This is a genomic window from Psychroserpens citreus (genome assembly GCF_055686305.1).
This window is the reverse complement of sequence record NZ_CM145999.1, coordinates 1,645,831-1,669,054: the sequence shown is the minus strand read 5'-3', so window position 1 is coordinate 1,669,054 and position 23,224 is coordinate 1,645,831. Positions and strand designations below refer to the sequence as shown.

General features: G+C 34.5%; 23 protein-coding genes. 17 read left to right on the top strand and 6 right to left on the bottom strand.

Annotation, left to right across the window (positions count from 1 at the left end):
- Nucleotides 1-5 precede the first annotated feature (5 nt).
- The 6 genes from ACTU6T_RS07455 to ACTU6T_RS07430 all read left to right on the top strand — a co-directional run bounded on the left by ACTU6T_RS07455 (nucleotide 6) and on the right by ACTU6T_RS07430 (nucleotide 10,126).
- A complete protein-coding gene (locus tag ACTU6T_RS07455; protein ID WP_460220613.1) occupies nucleotides 6-1,649 on the top strand; it encodes a DUF4270 domain-containing protein in 1,644 nt (547 codons plus the stop codon).
- A gap of 3 nt (nucleotides 1,650-1,652) precedes the next feature.
- Nucleotides 1,653-3,500: a glutamine--fructose-6-phosphate transaminase (isomerizing) gene (gene glmS / locus ACTU6T_RS07450; protein WP_460220612.1), complete on the top strand. Its 1,848-nt coding sequence runs from the start codon at nucleotides 1,653-1,655 to the stop codon at nucleotides 3,498-3,500.
- A gap of 197 nt (nucleotides 3,501-3,697) precedes the next feature.
- Complete coding sequence (locus ACTU6T_RS07445) at nucleotides 3,698-6,469, top strand: TonB-dependent receptor (RefSeq protein WP_460220611.1); 2,772 nt, start codon at nucleotides 3,698-3,700, stop codon at nucleotides 6,467-6,469.
- Between the two features lie 11 nt (nucleotides 6,470-6,480).
- Nucleotides 6,481-8,121: a G-D-S-L family lipolytic protein gene (locus ACTU6T_RS07440; protein ID WP_460220610.1), complete on the top strand. Its 1,641-nt coding sequence runs from the start codon at nucleotides 6,481-6,483 to the stop codon at nucleotides 8,119-8,121.
- Between the two features lie 175 nt (nucleotides 8,122-8,296).
- Nucleotides 8,297-9,805, top strand: coding sequence for a F0F1 ATP synthase subunit beta (gene atpD / locus ACTU6T_RS07435; protein ID WP_460220609.1), 1,509 nt, complete (start codon nucleotides 8,297-8,299; stop codon nucleotides 9,803-9,805).
- A 27-nt stretch (nucleotides 9,806-9,832) separates the two neighbouring features.
- Entirely contained in the window at nucleotides 9,833-10,126 is a 294-nt protein-coding gene (locus ACTU6T_RS07430; protein WP_460220608.1) for a F0F1 ATP synthase subunit delta/epsilon, read from the top strand.
- A gap of 72 nt (nucleotides 10,127-10,198) precedes the next feature.
- Here the strand turns inward: ACTU6T_RS07430 and ACTU6T_RS07425 are convergent, their stop codons facing one another.
- The 4 genes from ACTU6T_RS07425 to ACTU6T_RS07410 form a co-directional block, all read right to left on the bottom strand.
- A complete protein-coding gene (locus tag ACTU6T_RS07425) occupies nucleotides 10,199-10,642 on the bottom strand; it encodes a LexA family protein (RefSeq protein WP_460220607.1) in 444 nt (147 codons plus the stop codon).
- A 137-nt stretch (nucleotides 10,643-10,779) separates the two neighbouring features.
- Nucleotides 10,780-12,036, bottom strand: coding sequence for a Y-family DNA polymerase (locus tag ACTU6T_RS07420; protein WP_460220606.1), 1,257 nt, complete (start codon nucleotides 12,034-12,036; stop codon nucleotides 10,780-10,782).
- 51 nt (nucleotides 12,037-12,087) lie between these two features.
- Nucleotides 12,088-12,294 carry a helix-turn-helix domain-containing protein gene (locus ACTU6T_RS07415; RefSeq protein ID WP_460220605.1) on the bottom strand — a complete coding sequence of 69 codons (207 nt, stop codon included), beginning with the start codon at nucleotides 12,292-12,294 and terminating at the stop codon, nucleotides 12,088-12,090.
- A gap of 2 nt (nucleotides 12,295-12,296) precedes the next feature.
- Entirely contained in the window at nucleotides 12,297-12,821 is a 525-nt protein-coding gene (locus tag ACTU6T_RS07410; RefSeq protein ID WP_460220604.1) for a DUF2975 domain-containing protein, read from the bottom strand.
- A gap of 130 nt (nucleotides 12,822-12,951) precedes the next feature.
- Between ACTU6T_RS07410 and ACTU6T_RS07405 the strand changes: the two genes are divergently transcribed.
- Genes ACTU6T_RS07405 through bioA form a run of 5 tightly spaced genes read left to right on the top strand, consistent with a single transcriptional unit; the run spans nucleotide 12,952 to nucleotide 16,904 of the window.
- Nucleotides 12,952-13,479 carry a hypothetical protein gene (locus tag ACTU6T_RS07405; protein ID WP_460220603.1) on the top strand — a complete coding sequence of 176 codons (528 nt, stop codon included), beginning with the start codon at nucleotides 12,952-12,954 and terminating at the stop codon, nucleotides 13,477-13,479.
- A gap of 2 nt (nucleotides 13,480-13,481) precedes the next feature.
- Complete coding sequence (locus tag ACTU6T_RS07400; protein ID WP_460220602.1) at nucleotides 13,482-14,639, top strand: aminotransferase class I/II-fold pyridoxal phosphate-dependent enzyme; 1,158 nt, start codon at nucleotides 13,482-13,484, stop codon at nucleotides 14,637-14,639.
- A 17-nt stretch (nucleotides 14,640-14,656) separates the two neighbouring features.
- Nucleotides 14,657-15,037 (top strand): putative signal transducing protein, encoded by a 381-nt coding sequence (locus tag ACTU6T_RS07395; protein ID WP_460220601.1) that lies wholly within the window; start codon nucleotides 14,657-14,659, stop codon nucleotides 15,035-15,037.
- Nucleotides 15,034-15,642, top strand: coding sequence for a dethiobiotin synthase (gene bioD, locus ACTU6T_RS07390; protein WP_460220600.1), 609 nt, complete (start codon nucleotides 15,034-15,036; stop codon nucleotides 15,640-15,642). The genes ACTU6T_RS07395 and bioD overlap by 4 nt, the downstream gene beginning before the upstream one ends.
- Nucleotides 15,639-16,904 carry an adenosylmethionine--8-amino-7-oxononanoate transaminase gene (gene bioA / locus ACTU6T_RS07385; RefSeq protein WP_460220599.1) on the top strand — a complete coding sequence of 422 codons (1,266 nt, stop codon included), beginning with the start codon at nucleotides 15,639-15,641 and terminating at the stop codon, nucleotides 16,902-16,904. Before bioD ends, bioA begins: the two co-directional genes overlap by 4 nt.
- 3 nt (nucleotides 16,905-16,907) lie before the next feature.
- Here bioA and ACTU6T_RS07380 read toward each other — a convergent pair whose 3' ends face one another.
- The gene (locus ACTU6T_RS07380) at nucleotides 16,908-17,339 is read right to left on the bottom strand and encodes a cytochrome c oxidase assembly factor Coa1 family protein (RefSeq protein WP_460220598.1); all 432 of its coding nucleotides are present in this window, start codon (nucleotides 17,337-17,339) and stop codon (nucleotides 16,908-16,910) included.
- 182 nt (nucleotides 17,340-17,521) lie between these two features.
- Here ACTU6T_RS07380 and ACTU6T_RS07375 point away from each other — a divergent pair, with 182 nt between their 5' ends.
- The 6 genes from ACTU6T_RS07375 to ACTU6T_RS07350 all read left to right on the top strand — a co-directional run bounded on the left by ACTU6T_RS07375 (nucleotide 17,522) and on the right by ACTU6T_RS07350 (nucleotide 22,596).
- A complete protein-coding gene (locus ACTU6T_RS07375; protein WP_460220597.1) occupies nucleotides 17,522-18,664 on the top strand; it encodes a beta-ketoacyl synthase N-terminal-like domain-containing protein in 1,143 nt (380 codons plus the stop codon).
- A 25-nt stretch (nucleotides 18,665-18,689) separates the two neighbouring features.
- A complete protein-coding gene (locus tag ACTU6T_RS07370; RefSeq protein ID WP_460220596.1) occupies nucleotides 18,690-19,655 on the top strand; it encodes an alpha/beta fold hydrolase in 966 nt (321 codons plus the stop codon).
- A gap of 32 nt (nucleotides 19,656-19,687) precedes the next feature.
- Nucleotides 19,688-20,782: a biotin synthase BioB gene (bioB, locus tag ACTU6T_RS07365; RefSeq protein ID WP_460220595.1), complete on the top strand. Its 1,095-nt coding sequence runs from the start codon at nucleotides 19,688-19,690 to the stop codon at nucleotides 20,780-20,782.
- A gap of 1 nt (nucleotide 20,783) precedes the next feature.
- Nucleotides 20,784-21,101 carry a DUF3784 domain-containing protein gene (locus ACTU6T_RS07360; RefSeq protein ID WP_460220594.1) on the top strand — a complete coding sequence of 106 codons (318 nt, stop codon included), beginning with the start codon at nucleotides 20,784-20,786 and terminating at the stop codon, nucleotides 21,099-21,101.
- A 75-nt stretch (nucleotides 21,102-21,176) separates the two neighbouring features.
- Nucleotides 21,177-22,040 carry a cupin-like domain-containing protein gene (locus tag ACTU6T_RS07355; RefSeq protein ID WP_460220593.1) on the top strand — a complete coding sequence of 288 codons (864 nt, stop codon included), beginning with the start codon at nucleotides 21,177-21,179 and terminating at the stop codon, nucleotides 22,038-22,040.
- 64 nt (nucleotides 22,041-22,104) lie between these two features.
- Nucleotides 22,105-22,596 (top strand): DUF6646 family protein, encoded by a 492-nt coding sequence (locus ACTU6T_RS07350; protein ID WP_460220592.1) that lies wholly within the window; start codon nucleotides 22,105-22,107, stop codon nucleotides 22,594-22,596.
- Between the two features lie 51 nt (nucleotides 22,597-22,647).
- Here the strand turns inward: ACTU6T_RS07350 and ACTU6T_RS07345 are convergent, their stop codons facing one another.
- A complete protein-coding gene (locus tag ACTU6T_RS07345) occupies nucleotides 22,648-23,121 on the bottom strand; it encodes a regulatory protein RecX (RefSeq protein ID WP_460220591.1) in 474 nt (157 codons plus the stop codon).
- Nucleotides 23,122-23,224: the final 103 nt, after the last annotated feature.

The window sequence follows — 23,224 nt, the reverse complement described above, 5'->3', positions numbered from 1 at the left end:
CATTTATGAAAAAAAGACACATTGCCCTTAGAAATCTGGCAGCATTAACTCTAATTATCAGCAGCTTTATTGCTTGTGATAAAGACTTTGCAGATATTGATTCAGATATCATTAACAATGATAATGCTAGTCATTTTGACACCAATTCTCAAGATTTTGAAGTTATTGCCTACACTAATGTTCTAGACCCAGTACAAACCAACAATCTTCCTATCAACATGTTAGGAGTTTACAACGACCCTAATTACGGAGTGACCACAGCTAGTATTGTCTCACAAATATCCTCTAGCACGCTTAATCCAGATTTTGGCGATAATGTTGTATTAGATTCTGTTGTATTAACGATTCCTTATTTTAGCACACCTACTGAAGTAACAGAAGATGGTGAAACACTTTACGAATTGGATTCGGTATTTGGTAGTGCTCCTATTAAATTATCTTTATTTGAAAGCACGTATTTCTTAAGAGATATTAACCCAGATAGCGAAGATGACATTAATGATCCACAATTATACTATTCGGATATGTCTACTGGTTTAGACAATATAAATTCTGCATTATTAGAAGCTATTGAGATTCCAGTAAATAATGGTGATATCGACTTAAATGAATTTGTTCCTAGTAATGAACAAATTCGATTAACCAATGAGGATGAGGAACTTACAGGGTTATTAGCCCCTTCGTTACGCTTAAACTTAGGTATTGGATATTGGTTTAATAAAATAATCGCAATGCAAGATGAGCCAGAATTAAGTAACCTTAATAATTTTAGAGATTACTTTAGAGGTATTTACTTAAAAGTAGAACCAATTGGTGTCTCAGGAAACATGACACTTCTAAACTTAGCTGCATCTGGAGCCAACATTACGTTATTCTACACCAAAGATAATGACCTTGGTGAAGAAGATAGAATTAGTGCTACTTATGTGCTGGATTTCACTGGTAATCGTGTTAATTTCTTATCTAATGATTTTACTATCCCAGAAGGAAATCAAACCACAGGAGATGGAAGTTTATTCTTAAAAGGAGGACAAGGATCTGTTGCAGAAATTAAATTGTTTAATGGTGAGGACCTTGACGATGATAACTCATCAGATAATATTTTTGAAACGTTTAAAAACGAATTTGTTGTAACTGATGAAGAGGGTAATTTTGTAAGTAGTAAAAGGTTAGTTAATGAAGCAAACCTTGTAGTTTATGTCGACCAAGATATGGTTAACGGCGGAGAACCAGAGCGTATTTATTTATATGATACAGAAAACAACTTACCGCTTCCAGATTATAATTTAGATGTTGCTAACACAGCCTTTCCTCAATTTTCAAGATCCAATCATTTAGGACGTTTACAACGTGAAGGTGATGAAGTTGATGGCAACGGAATAAAATATAAACTTAGAATAACAGAACATATCAATAACTTACTATTACGAGATTCTACTAACGTTACACTGGGATTATCCGTTTCAGGAAATATAAATCTTGAAAACACCACATTACAATATGACGTACTAAATCCTACAGATATAAATGAACGTATACCAGTGAGTTCTATTATTACTCCAAGAGGAACCATCTTAATTGGCAATAATACAGCCAACGAGGAAAAAAAGTTATATTTGGAAATATTTTTTACTGAACCAAACAACTAATATATGTGTGGAATTGTTGGCTACATTGGCCATAGAGAAGCTTACCCAATCATTCTCAAAGGACTTAAACGATTAGAATATAGAGGATATGATAGTGCTGGAATAGCATTATATGACGGTACTGATATAAAATTATCTAAAACCAAAGGTAAAGTTGCAGATTTAGAAATGCGACTTGAAAATGAAATCTCAACATCAGGGTCCTTAGGGATTGGACACACACGCTGGGCCACTCATGGGGTTCCAAATGATGTGAACTCGCATCCTCATTATTCAAATTCTGGAGATTTAGTTATTATTCATAATGGAATCATCGAAAACTATGAGTCTCTTAAGAAAGAACTTATAAAACGTGGCTATACTTTTAAATCTGATACAGATACGGAAGTTTTAGTTAATCTTATTGAAGATGTCAAGAAAAACGAAAAAACCAAACTAGGTAAAGCTGTGCAAATTGCTTTAAATCAAGTTGTTGGAGCTTATGCCATTGCCGTTTTTGATAAAAATAAACCTAACGAAATTGTTGTTGCTCGCCTTGGAAGCCCTTTAGCCATTGGAATTGGTGAGGATGAATTTTTCATTGCTAGTGATGCATCACCCTTTATTGAGTATACCAAGAATGCTATTTATCTTGAAGATGAAGAAATGGCAGTTGTAAGACGTCATAAAGGTGTAAAGATTAGAAAAATTAAAGATGACTCTTTAGTAGACCCATATGTTCAAGCTTTAAAATTAAACTTAGAGCAAATTGAGAAAGGTGGTTATGACCATTTCATGTTAAAAGAAATTTACGAGCAACCAAGTGCTATTTTAGACACATTTAGAGGCCGATTACTCACCAACGAAGCAATTATCAAAATGGCTGGTGTGGAAGATAATATGAAAAAATTCCTCAACGCCGATAGAATAATTGTTGTTGCTTGTGGAACCTCATGGCACGCTGGATTGGTTTCTGAATACATTTTTGAAGATCTTGCGCGAATTCCTGTAGAAGTAGAATATGCTTCAGAATTTAGATACAGAAACCCTGTCATTACTGAAAAAGATATTGTTATTGCTATTTCACAATCTGGTGAAACTGCAGACACACTTGCTGCTATTAAATTAGCAAAATCTAAAGGTGCATTTGTATTTGGCGTATGTAATGTTGTTGGATCATCGATTGCTAGAGAAACTCATGCAGGTGCTTATACACATGCTGGCCCGGAAATTGGTGTTGCCTCAACTAAAGCATTTACTACTCAAATTACAGTATTAACATTGATCGCCTTGCGTTTAGCAAGAGCAAAAGGTACCATCTCTAGCTCAGACTACAGACACCACTTAATTGAATTGGAATTAATTCCAGAAAAAGTTAAAAAAGCACTTGAGTCTGATGATTATGTGAAATCAATTGCAGCAATTTATAAAGACGTCCATAACTTCTTATATCTAGGAAGAGGTTACAATTTCCCTGTAGCATTGGAAGGTGCATTAAAATTAAAAGAGATTTCATACATCCATGCTGAAGGGTATCCTGCAGCCGAAATGAAACATGGACCAATCGCTTTGATAGATGAAAATATGCCTATTGTTGTAATTGCTACAAAAAAAGGACATTACGAAAAAGTAGTCAGCAATATTCAAGAAATAAAATCCCGTAAAGGAAAAATCATTGGAATTGTTACTGAAGGTGATAAACAAGTTAAAGCTCTTGCAGATCATGTGATTGAAGTTCCTGAAACAATTGAGTCATTAACTCCATTATTGACGACAATTCCACTTCAACTGTTATCTTATCATATCGCCTTAATGTTAGGTAAAAATGTAGATCAACCTCGTAACTTGGCTAAGGCCGTTACAGTAGAATAACGAGACTTTAAATACCACATAAATAAAGCTGAAAATGTATTAATCTCATTTTCAGCTTTATTTTTTGAGCAAAACTATAATTTAACCCCACTTTTTCTGTTAAAAACTATTATGCATGCATAATTTTTTTCATTTTTTTCATTTCAGTATCATTAAATTATTTATATTGCTTTACTAAATTTAACTAATTCCCTAAAATGAAGACAATTTTCAAGATTATGATGCTGTTTTGTTGTGCATTTACTTTTGCTCAAACAACAGTGAAAGGTAAAGTTATCGATAATAATGGTATCCCTCTACCTGGTGCCAACATTATTGTCGTTGGAACAACAACAGGTGCAATCACCGATTACGACGGAAACTATACATTAGTAGTCAATCAGGACCCTCCTTTTACAATTCAAGTAAGTAGTGTTGGTTTTGAAACCGTAAATGCGGATGTTACTACTAACCCTCAAACCATAGATATTACTATGATAGAAGGAACCTCACTAGACGAGGTAGTTATTTCTGCATCTCGAACTCCTGAACGAATTTTTGAATCACCTGTAACGGTTGAACGTTTTGGACTAAAAGACATTAAAAATACATCTGCTCCATCATTTTTTGATGGTATAGAAAATTTAAAAGGTGTAGACCTAAACACTAACAGTTTAACATTTAAGTCTGTAAACACTAGAGGTTTTGCAACTTTTGCAAACAACAGATTCATGCAACTTGTTGATGGAATGGACAACTCCTCTCCTGCTTTAAATTTCGCATTAGGAAATTTATTAGGGATGTCTGAACTAGATGTCAATACAATTGAATTATTACCAGGAGCTTCCTCTGCTTTGTATGGAGCTAATGCCTTCAATGGTATTATGTTTATGACTAGTAAAAACCCCTTTGACCATGAAGGTGTAAGTTTTTATGCAAAAACCGGAATTACATCAAGCGATAATGCAGGAGATAATAATTTTGTTGACGCTGGAATTAGAGTTGCAAAAGCCTTCTCTGATAAATTTGCAGCAAAAGCATCAGTATCTTTCTTAAATGGTACAGAATGGTTTGCTACAGATTATAGAGATTTTGAAAATCCTGGTCAAACTCGATTAGACCCATCTTATGATGGTTTAAATATTTACGGAGATGAAGTGTCTACAACGTTAAACTTTGACGAAATAGCTGCAGGTGCGCTTCCTATTCCTGTTGCAACAGATTATGGTTCATCTACAATTAGCAGAACAGGTTATGAAGAAAGAGACCTAATGAATTATGATGCAGAAAGTTTAAAAGCAGATTTCGCTTTACATTTCAGACCTTGGGCTAACGATTTTGAAATCGTTCTAAATTCAAAGATTGGTAGAGGTAATACCATTTATCAAGGAGCAAATAGATATTCTATCCAAGATTTCTTTATGCAACAACATAAATTAGAAGTAAGAAATGATAACTTCTTTGCAAGAATTTATACAACTGCTGAAAAAGCAGGTAACTCTTACGATACTCGATTTGCAGCTATTAATGTAAATAGAGCTTGGAAAGGAGATACACAGTGGTTCACAGACTATGCAGGTGCATTTATTGGAAATCTAGCTGGCCAAGGAATCTTTGCAAATCCAACTCAAGCACAATTAAGTGCTGCACATCAATTTGCAAGAGAAGCAGCAGATACAGGGCGTTTATTACCAGGCACAGCAGAATTTAACCAAACACTTGATAGAATTACAGCTGATGGTGATTTGAGCACTGGAGCAAAATTTGTTGATAATTCTAAAATTTATCACGGAGATGTAAACTATAATTTCAGTCACTTAATTGACTTTGCAGAAATTATGGTTGGTGGATCTTGGAGGCAGTATTCATTAAATTCAGGCGGAACGATTTATACAGATAATGATGGCCCAATTGATTACAACGAATTTGGGGCTTATACTCAAATTCAGAAAAAATTAATGGATGATAGATTAAAACTTACTGGATCAATTAGATATGATAAATCTGAGTTTTTTGATGGTTTTGTATCACCAAGAGTGTCATTTAACTATACAGCTGACGAAGACGAAAAACACAACATCCGTGGATCGTTCCAAACAGGTTTCAGAAACCCTACAACCCAAGATTTATTTATCGGTTTAAATTCTGGTCGTGCTATTCTAGTTGGGTCTGCTCCTGATAACTTAGATCGCTATACCGCAACAAGTTCACTAATTAGTACTGCTGGACAAGCCTTTACAGGTGGTGCAAGTACAGTACAATTAAATGGTGGAGATGCTTATTCTAATGCCTTTAGTTTAGCTTCTGTTCAAGCTGGCGCTCCACAATCTGCAGATGTTGAATTAGTGAAGCCGGAAAAAGTAACCGCTTATGAAGTAGGTTATAGAGGTAAAATTGATAAGTTTATTATTGATCTAAGTGGTTACTACAACTCCTATGAAGATTTCATCTCTAACAGAACGGTATTAACACCGCTTTATGGAGAGGTTGGAGATAACACATTATCATTATTGGCATTGCAAAATGGAGATGTTCAAGCCTACCAAACATACACTAACTCTAATGCTGAAATTAGCTCTTATGGAGCATCTATTGGTATTGAAACTAAGATACATGGATTCAACGTTGGTTTAAATTATACTTATGCTAAATTAGATTTTGATGAATCTCAAGATCCAGATTTCGAAACAAACTTTAACACACCTGAACACAAAGTAAAAGCCTCTTTCGGTAAATCTGATTTATTGAAAAACTTTGGTTTCAATATCAACTGGAGATGGAATGACACTTATTTATGGCAATCTACATTTGCAGATGGAATTCTTCCAGCAAGAAACATTATCGATGCTCAAGTGAATTTAACTGTTCCTTCAATAAAATCAACGTTTAAAGTAGGTGGAGCAAATATTTTATCTCACGATTACGTTAGTGCGCCAGGTTCTGGTGCAGTAGGAGCACAATACTTTGTATCATGGACTATAAATCAATAAAAAAAACAACTATGAAATTATATAAAATATGGCTTTTAGCCATCCTTTTAATAGGATTTACGGCATGTGAGAGTGATGACGACACGCTTGCCGACCCAGAAGTGGACGACACACAAACTGTAGACGGTTCAGATCCAGTTTTTACAAGTGGTTCAGCAGATTTTTCAACATTTGTCGCTATTGGAAATTCATTAACTGCAGGATTTTCAGATGGTGCTCTATTTATGAAAGGACAAAAAGTATCTTTTCCAAACTTATTAGCACAACGATTTGCTCTTGCAGGTGGAGGTACATTTACACAACCTCTAATGAATGATGATGTTGGTGGTTTATTACTTGGAGGAAGTCCAGTATTAAACCCTATAACTGGAGATAATGTATTTCCTCCAAGATTAATCTTTGATGCAGCAAATCAAGCACCTATCTCTGTTGGTGGAATGTCATCTACCGATTTTGCTAGTCCAAATCCAGGACCATATAACAATATGGGGGTACCTGGTGCTAAGAGCTTTCATTTACTAGCTCCTGGGTATGGAAATATTGCTAACTTCCCTGCTGCGGCTAACCCTTATTTTATTAGAATGGCATCATCGCCTAATGCTTCAATGTTAGAAGATGCATTGGCACAAAATCCAACTTTCTTTTCATTATGGATAGGAAACAATGATGTTCTAGGTTATGCAACATCTGGAGGAGATGGTTCAAATCCAATTACCGATCAAGCAACATTTGATGGTGCTATGACAGCTTTAGTGGCATCACTAACTGCTAACAATGCAAAAGGTATCATTTCAAATATTCCAAATGTAACGGATGCTGCTTATTTTAACACCGTTCCTTTTGCTCCTCTAAGCCCATTAGATCCAAATTTTGGGCCTCAAATTCCAACGTTGAATGGGATTTTCGGACAATTAAATCAAGTATTTGCATTTTTAGAGAGTCAAGGTGTTCCTAATGCAACTGAACGTCAAATTGTCTTTTCTCAAACCGCTGCTAGTGCAGTTGTGATTAAAGATGAAAGCTTAGCAGATTTATCTCTTCAAATTGCTGGAGTTTTAAATGCAAGTCCGACCTTTCCTGCTTTTGTAGAATCATTTGGATTACCAGCTGCAGCAGCTCCAATCGTTGCTAACTTATTAGGTTCAGTTTACGGACAAGCAAGACAAGCAAATGCGAATGATTTAATCGTATTACCAAGTTCATCAGTTATTGGAACTGTAAACGAAGATCAATCTACCTTTTTACAAGGTGCTGGTTTACCTGAAGCCTTAGCAGATCAATTTTCAGTTGAAGGAATCTCATTGCCATTAGAAGATAAATGGGTGGTTATTCCAACCGAATTAACCGAAATTCAAGATGCTACTATTGCATTTAATCAAACTATAGAAAATTTAGCAACACAATTTGATATTGCCTTATTCGATGTTAATGCATTTTTTAACGTCGTTGCTTCTTCTGGTTTTCAAGCTGGAAGTGCATTCATGACAGCAGATTATGTCACTGGAGGAACATTTTCTCTCGATGGGATTCACCCATCTCCAAGAGGAAACGCCGTTGTTGTTAACCAGATGATAGACATTATAAACACAAAATACGGTTCTAATTTACCTACTATAAACCCTGTAGATTACACAGGTGTTTATCTAGATTAAATTCAAACCTATCAGCTTCAAAACACCTTCTTTTTTTAAGTAAAAAAGGAGGTGTTTTTTTATGCGTAAAAAAGCCTTAAAAATTGCTTTAGTTTTAAATTAAAAGATATATCTTTGCAGCGCGAAAAACGAGTGTTTTTTCAATTGAAATATCTAAACATTAAATACATAAGTAATGTCAAAAGTTACAGGTAAAGTTGCACAAATAGTAGGTCCAGTTATCGATGTTGAATTCGGAGCTGGTTCTGAACTTCCAAAAATCTATGATTCTTTAGAAATTAAAAAAGCCGATGGCTCTATTTTAGTACTTGAAGTACAATCTCACATTGGTGAAGATACTGTACGTACAATTGCGATGGATTCATCAGATGGTTTAAGTAGAGGAACAGAAGTTATTGCAACTGGTGCTCCTATTCAAATGCCTATTGGTGGAGATATCTACGGACGTCTTTTTAACGTAATTGGAGATGCCATTGATGGTATTGGAGATTTACCAAAATCTGGTGATAGTGGATTACCAATTCACAGACAAGCACCAAAATTTGAAGATTTATCAACATCTACTGAAGTTTTATTTACTGGTATTAAAGTTATTGACCTTATTGAGCCTTATGCAAAAGGTGGTAAAATTGGTTTATTTGGTGGTGCTGGTGTAGGTAAAACAGTATTGATTCAGGAATTGATTAATAACATTGCAAAAGGACACGGTGGACTTTCAGTATTTGCTGGTGTAGGTGAACGTACTCGTGAGGGTAATGATTTACTTCGTGAAATGTTAGAATCTGGAATTATCAAGTATGGTGATGACTTTATGCACTCTATGGAAGAAGGTGGATGGGATTTATCTAAAGTAGATAAAGCTGCCATGAAAGATTCTAAAGCAACTTTCGTATTCGGACAAATGAATGAACCTCCTGGAGCTCGTGCTCGTGTGGCACTTTCAGGATTAACTATAGCAGAATATTTCCGTGACGGAGCTGGTGATGGGCAAGGAAAAGACGTTCTTTTCTTCGTAGATAATATCTTCCGTTTTACACAAGCTGGATCTGAGGTATCTGCATTACTTGGTCGTATGCCTTCTGCAGTAGGTTACCAACCAACATTAGCAACAGAAATGGGTGCGATGCAAGAGCGTATTACATCTACTAAGAAAGGATCTATTACATCTGTACAAGCGGTTTACGTACCTGCAGATGATTTAACCGATCCTGCTCCAGCAACTACCTTTGCTCACTTAGATGCAACTACTGTATTATCACGTAAGATTGCTGAGCTTGGTATTTATCCTGCGGTAGATCCATTAGATTCTACATCAAGAATTTTAACAGCTGATATTTTAGGTGATGATCACTATGATTGTGCACAAAGAGTAAAAGAGTTATTACAACGCTATAAAGAATTACAAGATATTATTGCCATCTTAGGTATGGAAGAATTATCTGAAGAAGATAAAATGGCGGTAGGTAGAGCAAGACGTGTACAACGTTTCCTTTCTCAACCATTCCACGTAGCCGAGCAATTTACAGGTATTCCTGGTGTATTAGTTGATATTAAAGAAACTATTAAAGGATTTAACATGATCATGGATGGTGAATTAGATCACTTACCAGAAGCTGCGTTTAACCTTAAAGGAACTATCGAAGAAGCTATTGAAGCTGGAGAAAAAATGCTTGCAGAAGCGTAAACAGCATAAAGTATAAAGCAATAAACTATGTATCTAGAAATTGTATCACCAGAAGCAACCTTATTTAGCAGCGAAGTAGATTCTGTTGTTGTACCAGGTGTCACAGGCGAATTTCAACTGTTGAACAACCACGCTCCAATCGTGTCTTTATTAGCCGCTGGGACTGTTAAAGTTCATACGCATACGCAATCTCATTTAGTCTTTGATGATTTACATGCGTCATTAGTACCACATAATGATGATGACAAAGTACTAACTTTAGAAATCAACTCTGGAACAATTGAAATGAAAGATAATAAAGTGATTGTCTTAGCTGATTAAGACCACATACTTTTATAAATAAAAACGCCAAACACTTAATGTTTGGCGTTTTTGTTTTTAAACACTTTTAAATTAAACCTTCTTAATCACATTAGTAACAATACCCCAAATTAAAAAGGTGTTTTCTTCTGAAATTTTTATTATAGGATAGTTTGGGTTTTCTGGCTGTAACCACATCTCTCCATCTGAAACACGTAAACGTTTTACAGTAAATTCACCATCCAAAAAACAAACTGCTATTTTATTATTTGAGGGTTCAAGGCTACGATCAATAACAAGCAAATCGTTATCCTCTAGACCTGCTCCAATCATAGATTGCCCACTAACACGCGCATAAAATGTAGCTTCTTTATTTTTTACGAGCTCTTCATCTAATGATAAACGTTGTTCTTTAAAATCATCTGCTGGTGATGGAAAACCTGCTGAAATTCCTGCATCAAAAAATTGTGCTGCCGCACCATCAATAGTTTCTGGTGTAAAGAACGTTAGACTTCCTCCTAATGTTTTTGTTCTCATAACTCTTAATTTAAATTTCATGTCACGCTGAGTGCAGTCGAAGCGTTTTTTCAATAAATAAAGATATCTTTTTTTACCAACTTTGACTGCACTCAGTCTGACATCTATATCTTTTTTACAACTTCATTCTATATCGATTATTTCACAACAATAATGTCGTTCATATTTGTGGTATACCTAGGCGATAATCGTTCTTGGCGCATTTTCCAAGTACGCTTTAAGTCTTGATTACCTAATTTAATTTTATATCCTTTATATTTTTCATTAATACGATCTATCGATTGCATCAAAGGTTGATGTTTCGGGTTTTCGGCATCAAATAGGTGCAATTGATGATTATCTGTTGGCACCAATCCTGTAACAATGACTCCTGCACGTTTATATTTTATTCCTGCTTTAAAAATAGACATTACTGCATGAACTGCACAGTTACTTATAATTAAAGATGAATTTGTTGGATAAGGTAAACTTATACTTTTACTTGCCCGATGCTGTTCTACATCTTTTTTATGTCTATCACTACTTAATAATACAAGAACCATATGACAACTCGAGCCTTGTTTCCTTAGCTTCTCAGCACAACTAGTAGCAAAAGTAGAGATACGCTCTTTAATATTGTCTATGTCTGAATAGGTGTATTCAAAACTTCGCGTTGTCGCAATTGCACGTTTATTTTTAGGTTCGTCTAACAAAATTTTCGACTTACCCTCTAAGTCTTTCTTCAATTTCCATTCGGTAATCGAAAACGTTTTTCGAACCCAATCATCTGATAACTGTGTAAAATCATAGGCCGTTTTACAACCTTTAGATTTTAATCGTTTTTGCAACCCACGACCAATTCCCCATACATCACCAATTTTAATCCATTTAAGTGCTTTTATTCGTTTCTCTTCAGAACCTATAACGTAGACACCCTTCGTTTCTTTAGGAAACTTACGTGCTACTTTATTAGCGACTTTAGACAAGGCTTTTGTTGGCGCTATTCCAACACAGACAGGAATACCCGTCCACTTCAAAATACGCTGTCGCATCTCATTTCCATAGTCATTGAAATTACAATATTCAAAACCTCTAAACTCAAGAAAGGCTTCATCTATACTATACTCTTCAACATCTGGAGTAAATTGTCTTAAAATAGACATAACGCGATTACTCATATCACCATAAAGCGGATAGTTAGATGACAATACATGAATCTTATTCGCCTTACAAAAATTTTCCCATTTAAAAATTGGTGCTCCCATTGGCAACCCCAATGCTTTTGCTTCATCGCTACGTGAAATCACGCAACCGTCATTATTACTAAGGACAGCAACAGGTTGTCCTTGTAAATTAGGGTTAAAAACACGCTCACAAGATGCATAAAAATTATTACAATCAACTAATGCAAACATATGTGCTAATATACAACAAATGTTTGAATTTATTCATTGATAATAGCAAAACTATAACTCTACATATTCCAATATATCAGCAGGCTGACAATCTAATGCTTTGCATATAGCTTCTAAAGTAGAAAACCTTATAGCTTTAGCTTTTCCAGATTTTAAGATCGATAAGTTTGCAGTCGTAATACCAATAATTTCTGCTAAATCTTTACTTTTCATTTTTCGCTTCGCAAGCATCACATCTAAATTAACTACTATTGGCATAACTATATGGTTAATTCGTTGTCTTCTTCAGCAATTTTTCCTCGTTTAAAGATTTCGGCAAGAATATAAAATGCTAATCCCGCAGGAATCAAAAATGTGAATTCTGCTTTAAGTTCATCAAAGAAATCAAATGTAGACCTCCCAATTGTTGCTAATAAAAATCTTAATAATAAAACACTAATGGTATATTGAATAAAAATATTCCCAATCTTTTTAAAGTATGTAATGTTCTTATCACTAAAGTAATTGCCCTTCTCAATCTCTTTCAACATTGATAAGAAATGTGAAAATCCATAAATCAAATAGCCTCTCCAAAAAAATAAACCTGCGCTAATAGCATAATAACTCCACTGTATTGCATTTTTAGATGTAAACCAAGATTCGTTTTTATCTGGAGATTTCACCCAGTTTTGAAATTCTTTAAACTGATTAAAGTCAAACTCCCTAAGGTCATTAAGCAATATTGAAATAGCCGATAATAAAACTCCCCAAGTAATGATCGTTAAAATCGTTGTGTTATTTTTCATAAAATTATTGTTTAACGATAACAAATATACAATAATTATTGAAAAACAATAATTATTTATTTAAAAAAGATAATTTTATTGTGTTGAAAAATTGCTCTAAATCAACATTTCATTATTTATATTTGTGCTTATGGATGCAACAATCATATATATCAGAAAAGTCCCTTTTTGGAAAATTGTTTTAGGTTTCGCTGCAATACTAGTTGGTATTTTAGGCATAGTTAACTTAGTTTATTTTGCTCTTGTTCCTCTACTTTTTGGGTTTATGATGCTGAAAACTGAAGGATCTGAAATCAACTTAGAATCAAAAACCTATCGGAAAATTATTTCATTTTTTGGTGTCAATTTTGGGGCTTGGCAACCATTACAAAACCCTGAGTATATTTCGGTATTTAATACAACAGAAGACATTACAGTAAGAGCTCTTTCTGCAGAAACAACTAACAGTTTTCCTATTATTGTTCTTAATATCTTTTATGAAAGAAATAAAAAAATAACTGTTTATAAGACTAAGCGTGTTAAAGACGCTTTTGAAGTAGCCTCTCATATTGCAGATGCTTTATTAATTGATCTTTTAGATGCTACCAAAAAAGGAGATTATAAATGGGTCGATAAGGACATTCTTAGAGACAAGGGAGAAATTGTTTATATAGATTAAAGATGCTTCCAAAAAAACTTCAAAATAAGTTAGATAAGCGACAACAAGAGAACGCATTTAGACAACTAGGGGAAGCTAAAGGTCTTGTTGATTTCTCATCTAATGATTATTTAGGATTCTCTTCAAACAAAGCGATATTTAATCAAGTGCATGAGTATTTGATTAACCATAATATTTTAAAAAATGGAGCTACGGGTTCTAGGCTCTTATCTGGCAACCATAAGCTGTACCTTCTTGTTGAGCAACTCATTAGCACATTTCACAATGCTGAATCCACCCTAATTTTCAATTCTGGTTATACCGCAAACTTGGGATTTTTCTCTTGTGTTCCTCAACGTAATGATATTATTCTATATGATGAGTACTGCCATGCTTCCATTCGAGATGGTATAGCCATGAGCAATGCAAAATCTTATAAGTTTAATCATAATAATATAATAGATTTAGGCCAGAAATGTCAGACTGAGCGCAGTCGAAGTCTGAAAGATACCGAAATCTATATCGTTACTGAATCTGTATTTTCTATGGATGGTGACTCCCCAGATTTAAAAGCTCTAGTTCAATTATGTCAAAACCATAAAGCGCGTCTTATTATTGACCAAGCACATGGTATTGGTGTTTGTGGGAAAAATGGAGCTGGATTAATCAATGAGTTACAACTTGAAGATGCCATTTTTGCCAGAATCATTACTTTCGGAAAAGCATTAGGAACTCATGGAGCAGCTATTTTATGTGATAAAGCATTAAGAGATTATCTTATCAATTTTTCTCGACCTTTTATTTTTACAACGGCATTACCCCCTCACACCTTAGCCACAATAAAAATGATTTATAACGAACTTACCATTCAAAGCAGCATCAATGACTCTGCTTTAAGTAAACTTCAACAAAATATAACTTGGTTCAAAGCGGAAATAGAACGATTGAATCTTCAAAACCTGTTTATTAAAAGTGACTCTGCTATTCAATCCTGTATCGTTTCAGGTAATGATAATGTAAAACAAATCGCAAACTCAATACAACAACACGGGTTTGATGTTAAAGCCATACTTTCTCCTACAATCCCAAAAGGTAAAGAACGATTGCGTTTTTGTTTGCATAGTTATAATTCTTCTGAAGAAATAAGTAAAGTCTTAAAGTTACTTGCTACTTTTGTTTGAAATTAACTCAAACTCCAATGATTGATCATCACAAGATTATTGCAACATTCCCATATTCTACTGAAGCTCAAATCACAAAGTCAAAACTCGAAGCTGAAGGTATTTCGGTAATACTTTTAGATGAAAAAACAATAGACTCAGACCCTTTAATAAGTCAGGCCATTGGAGGTGTTAAACTTCTTGTTCCTGATGCCGATTTTGAAAAAGCTGCAAAGATATATAACGATATTAGACAATACGAAACAGACGACAACGGCAACCCAATATCTTGTCCGACGTGCCAATCTGAACATATTTTAATTGCTCCTTTAGAACGCAAGAATATATTTTACATGCTATTTCCTTTTTTTGAGCAAACAAAATACATTTGCAACACGTGTAAAACAATTTTTAAATGAGTACTTATTTTGTCACTGGAATCGGAACTGATGTAGGTAAAACTATTGCATCAGCTATCATAACTGAAGCTCTAGAAGCAGATTATTGGAAACCCATCCAAGCTGGAGATTTAGACCATTGTGATACTAAAAAAGTTCAAACCCTTGTATCTAACAAACAGTCTGTGTTTCACAGTAACAGTTATGCATTACAAACTCCAATGAGTCCGCATGCCGCAGCAGATATTGATAAAATTACTATAGATATAAAACATATTAAAAAACCGAACACCAAAAATCATTTAGTGATAGAAGGTGCTGGAGGTTTACTTGTTCCTATAAATCATAACAATACCATATTAGATCTTATCAAACCTAATTATAAAGTCATTGTGGTCTCTAGGCATTATTTAGGTAGCATAAATCATTCATTGTTAACCATTAATTTATTACAAGAGAAAGGGTTTGATGTCTCTGTTATTTTCAGCGGAAATGAGCACAAAACAACTGAAGCTATTATATCAGAGATGACAAATGCAAACATTATTGGTCGAATTAATGAAGAACCGAATTTTGACCAAAACGTAGTCAAAGCTTACGCCGAAGAATTTAAAACACAATTATGAATTTAAAGGAGCGCGACAAAAAACATCTTTGGCATCCGTTAACACAACATAAAACGCATCCAAACACGATTGCCGTTACAAAGGCAAATGGTTGTATTTTAACTGATGAAGATGACAATACTTATATTGATGCAATAGCCTCTTGGTATACCTGTATGTATGGCCATTGCAATCCGTACATCATTGAGCAGGTTTCTAATCAAATGAAAGTTCTAGATCAAGTTGTATTTTCTGGATTTACCCATGAACCTGCTGTAAAGTTATCAGAAGCCTTAATAGAAATCCTTCCAGAAAACCAAAACAAAATATTTTTTAGCGATAATGGTTCTACCAGTGTAGAAATTGGGATTAAAATGGCGTTACAATATCATTTTAACAACGGAGACCAACGCAATGTTCTCATTGCATTTGAAGATGGTTTTCACGGCGACACCTTTGGAGCTATGAGTGTTTCTGGATTATCTGTTTATAATGGTCCATTTGAAGAGTTCTTCATTGACGTAAAACGTATTCCTACGCCTAATGGACAAAATCATGATGCGATTTTAAATAAATTAAAACACATTGTTTCACAACATCAAGTTGCAGGCTTTGTTTATGAACCACTAGTACAAGGTGCTGCTGCAATGAAAATGCACAGTGCTGAAGGTTTAGATTTAATTCTGAAATTCTGCAAGGCTAACAGCATTATAACTGTAGCAGATGAAGTTATGACTGGTTTTGGAAAAACCGGAACATACTTTGCGTCAGATCATCTTATGACAAAGCCAGATATTATATGTCTAAGTAAATCCTTAACCGCAGGGTTGTTACCAATGGCCATTACTAGCTGCACTCAAAAGGTTTATAATGCCTTTTATGACGACGATATGAGCAAAGGTTTATTTCACGGACATACATACTCAGCAAATCCGTTGGCCTGTACTGCAGCTTTAGCAGGTATCAAATTATTGAAATCTGATGAGATGCAAAACAACATCGAAAGGGTTATGAATTCTCATCACACATTTGGTGAGCATATTAAAAGTCATCCAAAAGTGGAATCCATAAGACAAACAGGCATCATTCTTGCGATCGACCTCAAAATCAAAATGGAACGCTACGGAAATTTACGTGATACACTATTCAATTATTTTATGAAAAATGGTGTGTGTTTAAGACCATTGGGAAATACAATTTATGTCTTAGCTCCATTTGTTATTACAAATAAACAGCTTCAAAAAGTGTATCAAGTTATTGAAGAGGCTTTAGAAATTATATAATCCCTAATTACCTTCCATACTTTTATCTAAAAGATTAATTTCCTCTTGCGTATCTTTTATGATAACATACAGTTTTTCGTATGTCCAATCATCACTATATTTTTGAGCAAAAACAACAATCTTACCTTCACCTTTATTACCCTTAATTGGGATTTTTATATCAGCAACACCACTACTATTATTAATTGTTAGATTTCCTTCGAAAAGCCCATCAGTTTCTATCATTTCACCTAAAGCACGCTGAACTTCAATATTATTTGAAGCTTCATTCAACGCATATTCGTAAGGCGCTGACTCTTTAATTATTTTTGAAACACCAAAAATTGCTGCTCCAATACCAAAAACAAATAATAAAATAACACCTAAACATCCACCTACAGGTAATACCCATAACCAGTTTCTACTAAACCAACCTTTTTGACGTACGCTTTCCATAATATAATAGTTATATGTGATAAGTGCATTAAAATCAAAAAATGTTACTTAAACAGTTACATTTTTGTATCCATCAATGTACAATATCCTATTTTTGCTTAAAATTGGTCACTCTGAAATTATTTCAGAATCACATCAAAATATTATGAGATGCTGAATTTAATTTAGCATGACAAATAAATATGAACAAACCCATTTCCATAACAGCGATAGCCTCTATATCTCCATTAGGATCTACACCTAATGTAATTTGGTATAATTATAATATGTCATCTCATTGTCTAACGAATAAGAATGGTGTTTGGGTGGCCAAAATCCCTTCCGAAATTAAAAAAGACATAGAACAACTAAGGCGCTCAACCTCAAAATACAAAGCTTTAGATAACTCGGTATTGTATGCTATGTATGCTTCAAGACAAGCTATAAAAAATGCCAATTGGAACGCAACAGATAACTTCGGTATTAATATTGGGTCTTCTCGTGGTGCTACTGCATTGTTTGAAACTTATCATAAAGCATTTCTTAGCAACAATAAAACTAACGCTTTAACATCACCAACCACCACTTTAGGAAATATTTCGTCTTGGGTAGCTCACGATTTACATACCAATGGGCCAGAAATCTCACACTCTATTACCTGCTCAACAGCATTGCATGCTATGCTGAATGGTATCGCATGGATCAATTCTGGTATGTGCAATAAATTTTTAGTTGGCGGTAGTGAAGCCCCACTAACATCATTCACTATAGCTCAAATGCAAGCCTTAAAAATTTATGCTAGTAATAATGATTCAAAATATCCAAATCAAGCTTTAAACCTCAACAAAACTGAAAACACCATGATTTTGGGTGAAGGTGCCGCAATGGCTTGTTTAGAATCTGGAACCACTAAAAACGCTTTAGCGAAAATCATAGGATTTGGGTATGCTACTGAAATTCTTGAACACAATGCATCTTTATCAACCGATGCAATTTGTTTTCAGAAGGCAATGACAATGGCAATGTCTAATATTAGCCCTAAAGCTATTGATATCATTGTGACTCACACCCCTGGAACTTTAAAAGGCGACCAAGCCGAAATGAATGCCATTCAAAAAGTGTTTAAAAGCAATATACCGTCCTTAACTACCAATAAATGGAAAATTGGTCATAGCCTAGGAGCTTCTGGGCTATTAAGTATTGAAATGGCTATTCTAATGCTTCAAAACAATACTTTTATTCCAGTTCCTTATATTGAAAGTTCCAAGCCAAAAGCGATTAAAAACATTCTAGTAAATGCTGTTGGTTTTGGCGGTAATGCGGTTTCAATTTTACTCTCCAAATAGTTATATTTACCATAAAACATATGCTATGAAATTAGGTTTTATTACATATATTCTATGCTTGGTCTCAGCACTTTCTGTTCAAGCACAAACCGACCCAAACATTTTTGACAAATTCGAATCGAAATTTTATAACATCGATGGGTATCAAATCAATGTTGAAGTATTAGGACAAGGTGATCCTATTTTCTTTTTACCAGGTGGACCAGGAAACTCACATGATTACATGCAAGGTGCTTTTGGGCATTATTATAAAACAAATACGGTTGTGTTTTTCGATTGGTTAGGTCGTGGCAAAAGTGATGATGCAAAGGAAGTTTCAGAATATAGTGTTGAAGCTGATGTTGAAATGATTGAAAAACTGCGAAAACTTCTAAAGCTTGACAAAATATCTTTAGTTGGTCACTCTTATGGGACTGTTCCTGCGCAAGCCTATGCTATCAAATACAAAGACAAGGTTAAAAACATGGTTCTAATTAATGGGTTTCATTCTGGAGCCATGTGGCAAGCCAATTGCGATAGTTATAACCACTATGCTAAAACTCATTTTCCTGAACGATGGAAAGTAGTAGATTCTTTAAGGGCATTAGGATATGTTTCTAGTCAAGAGCCACTTAAAACTGTTTATGGAGATTTTCCAACAAAATATATTTATTATCACAACACCAAATTGAGTTCTAAATCTCCTAAAACCAAACACCGAAATTGGGCAGGAGACGTGTATACAACCATCATAGGAGTAGATGGTGATTTTGATGTGTCTGGAAGTATGATTCATCAAGACTTTAGGCAACAACTAAAAGATATTAAAGCTAAAACACTAGTGATTGCTGGCCGTTATGATGGCGTCTCTACACCAGAATTTGCAATACAGTATAAAACATTTATGCCTCAAGCACAATTTGAAATGTTTGAAGAAAGCGCTCATAATCCTTACCTAGAAGAGCCCGAAAAATTTTATGCTCTTTTTGATAATTTTATGAACATAAAATAGGTATTTTTGAATTTATAAAGATATGACATCTCATGAGTGAAACTAGACATAATTGGACCAAAGAACAAATTTTAGAGATTTATAACAAACCTTTAATGGATTTACTGTTTGATGCTGCTACAATACATCGCAAGCATCACGATCCAAATACTGTTCAGGTATCTACCTTATTATCAATCAAAACTGGTGGTTGCCCAGAAGACTGTGGCTATTGTCCACAAGCGGCAAGATATCACACAGATATTGAAGGTAATGATTTAATGTCGGTTCAACAGGTCAAAGCCCAAGCTTTACGTGCTAAATCTTCAGGAAGCTCTCGTGTATGTATGGGAGCAGCTTGGCGAAATGTTAAAGATGGCGAAGAGTTTGATCAAGTTTTAGAAATGGTTCGGACCATCAATAAATTGGATATGGAGGTGTGCTGTACCTTAGGTATGATAACTGAGAACCAAGCGCAACGTTTGGCGGAAGCTGGTTTATATGCCTATAATCACAACTTAGACTCTTCAGAAGACTATTATAAAGAAGTAATTTCTACTCGTGGTTATGAAGACCGTTTAGAGACCATTGATAATGTTCGTAAAACAAATGTCACTGTATGCTCTGGCGGCATTATTGGTATGGGAGAAAAAACAGAAGACAGAGCAGGCATGCTTGTAGCCTTATCAACACTCAACCCACAACCAGAATCAGTTCCAATTAATGCTTTAGTTGCTGTTGAAGGCACACCATTAGAAGACCAAAAGCCAGTATCTATTTGGGATATGGTTCGTATGGTGGCAACAACAAGAATCGTAATGCCAGAAACTCAAGTACGTTTAAGTGCAGGACGAACCGAAATGACAAGAGAGGGTCAAGCCATGTGTTTCTTTGCTGGTGCTAATTCAATTTTTGCTGGAGATAAACTATTAACTACTCCCAATCCTGATGTAAATGAAGACATGGAAATGTTTAAACTTTTGGGCTTAAACCCTCAAAAACCATTCATTAAAAAGATGCAACCACAAACGGTTGAAGCAAAAGACTCTCAGTTTGAATCTAAAGGCGAAAAGCCAAAATGGTCTAGGCCAGAGCATACAATTGAACGTAACGAAGAGGCGAAACATAAAGCTAAAGCACTCAAATAAAATGCTTCTTGTCGTAGCTGTAATTTTTATTGTTTTGGGCATCGCCATAAAATATGGTAAGATGTACTTTCTTATTGCTGGTTACAATACTCTGTCTAAAGATGAACAAAGCAAATATGATATCGAAGGAATTGCTACTATTTTCAGAAATGCCATGTTTAGCATGGCTTTAATAATGATTCTCGGTTACCTTATTGCTAAATGGTTCGAATTTCCGAAAATTGAACCTTACACATTAGGGGTTGTTTTAGTTATTGGGCTACCTTATATACTTATTGTTTCAAACTCTGATAAATACAAGATTAAAAAAGACAACTAATCTGATTTTCAATTTTAACAAACAATTATTTCCGATTTGTAGCGTTTTCTTAACTTTGAACACTAAATTTTTTAGATGTCATCATTAAATCTTCAAGACATTCCTCGTGTGAAGACGATCACTAAAGAGGAATTTATCGCTAACTACTTTAAACCACAACGACCTGTGGTTATAGAACGTTTTATTGAAGATTGGCCTGCTTATCAAAAATGGTCCTTAGACTACATGAAAGCTATTGCTGGTGAAAAAACTGTACCTCTTTATGATGATCGACCTGTAGATTATAAAGACGGTTTTAATGAGCCTCATGCCAAAATGAAAATGAGCGAATATGTAGATTTGCTAAAAAGTAAGCCTACCAAATACCGCATATTTCTTTGGAATATTTTAAAAGAAATTCCGCAATTACAACAGGACTTTAGGTATCCTGATTTTGGATTAAAACTCATGAAGAGCCTCCCAATGCTATTTTTTGGTGGCACTAATTCGCATACCTTCATGCATTATGATATTGATTTAGCTAATATCTTCCATTTTCATTTTGAGGGAAAAAAGCTTTGTATCTTATTTGATCAAAAACAAAATGACTATCTGTATAAAATTCCGCACTCACTCATAACACGTGAGGATATCGATTTTTCTAATCCTGATTTCGAACAATGGCCAGCACTAAAAAATGCCAAAGGCTGGCAATGCGAGCTACATCATGGCGAAATTTTATATATGCCTGAGGGTTATTGGCATTATATGAAATATCTAACCCCTGGTTTTTCAATGAGTTTACGTGCCATAGCGAGGCATCCTAAAAATTTAGGTAAAGCTTTATACAATGTTTTAATTATGCGTCATTTCGACAACATAATGCGTCGTATTAAAGGTCAAAAATGGATTGATTGGAAAAACGAACAAGCGATTAATAGAACTCATAAGACTTTTTAGCAAAAACCCTTCAGTATTAAAAACTTATAATATATTTGCACACTCAAATTTTAAGATGAAAATTATGAAAAATTTATTTTTAATTATGGCGCTTATCTCTGTTTCATTAATAAACGGACAAGCATTTGAAGGAAAAGGAGACCAAAAATTTCAAGTTGGTGCAAACATACAAGACGAAGCAACTGGAATTAATGTGAGTTTTGATTATGGATTAGGTGAAAACATTTCAATTGGTTTATCATCGGCATACGCATTAGGAATTGACGATCGTTTAGATGCTGATTTCGGAGACCGTTTTGACTTAAAAGCTCGTTTTAATGCGAACCTAGGAAATGTCTTAAATATTGATGAAAACTTTGATCTTTATCCTGGCTTAAGTATAAGTTTAAAAAACTTTGGTGGCCATATGGGAGCACGCTACTTTTTTTCTGATGGTTTTGGAATATTTACAGAGGCAACATTTCCACTAGCAAAATACAGTAACGACAAAACTGACATTGGATATTATATCCACAATCAGTTTGCGGTAAATATTGGAGCTTCTTTCAATTTATAATAGCTCACAATAGTATAAAAAAAGCATCCTAATATTTTAAGGATGCTTTTTTTATGGAATCAACTCCCGTATTTTATCATACACTAATTGACTTTCCCATCCTCTATAGAACAAATAATTGGCGAGTTTTTTTCTTTTCTTCTGAAGATTTGATTCTTGGATTATGGCACATTTCTTTTCTGCAAGTGCATGAAATGTATCATAGTAGTCGTTATCATCAATTTCTTTTAAAGCAAGGTTAATTATAGTTTTGTTGATGTCTTTTCGTTTCAATTCTATTTGCAAACGTTGCTTACCCCATTTTTTAATCCTGAATTTTCCTCTAACAAAAGCTTTAGCATAACGCTCTTCATTCAAAAAATTATGTTGTAATAAATGTACTATTATTTGATCTCGAGCTTCAGGAATCATCCTCATATCATGTAATTTTTGAGTGATTTCTTTATGACAACGTTCCTGATAGACACAATAGCGTTCTAGCTTTTTTTGCGCTTCATCGACAGTATATGTTTTTTGTGGATGCATCGTGCAAAAATATAACATTTTGTTAATAAGTGACTAGTCATAAAATGCTCATTTATAAGTATTTTTGATTAAATTTGCGCGTTTGTGTTTTAAGCAAACGCTA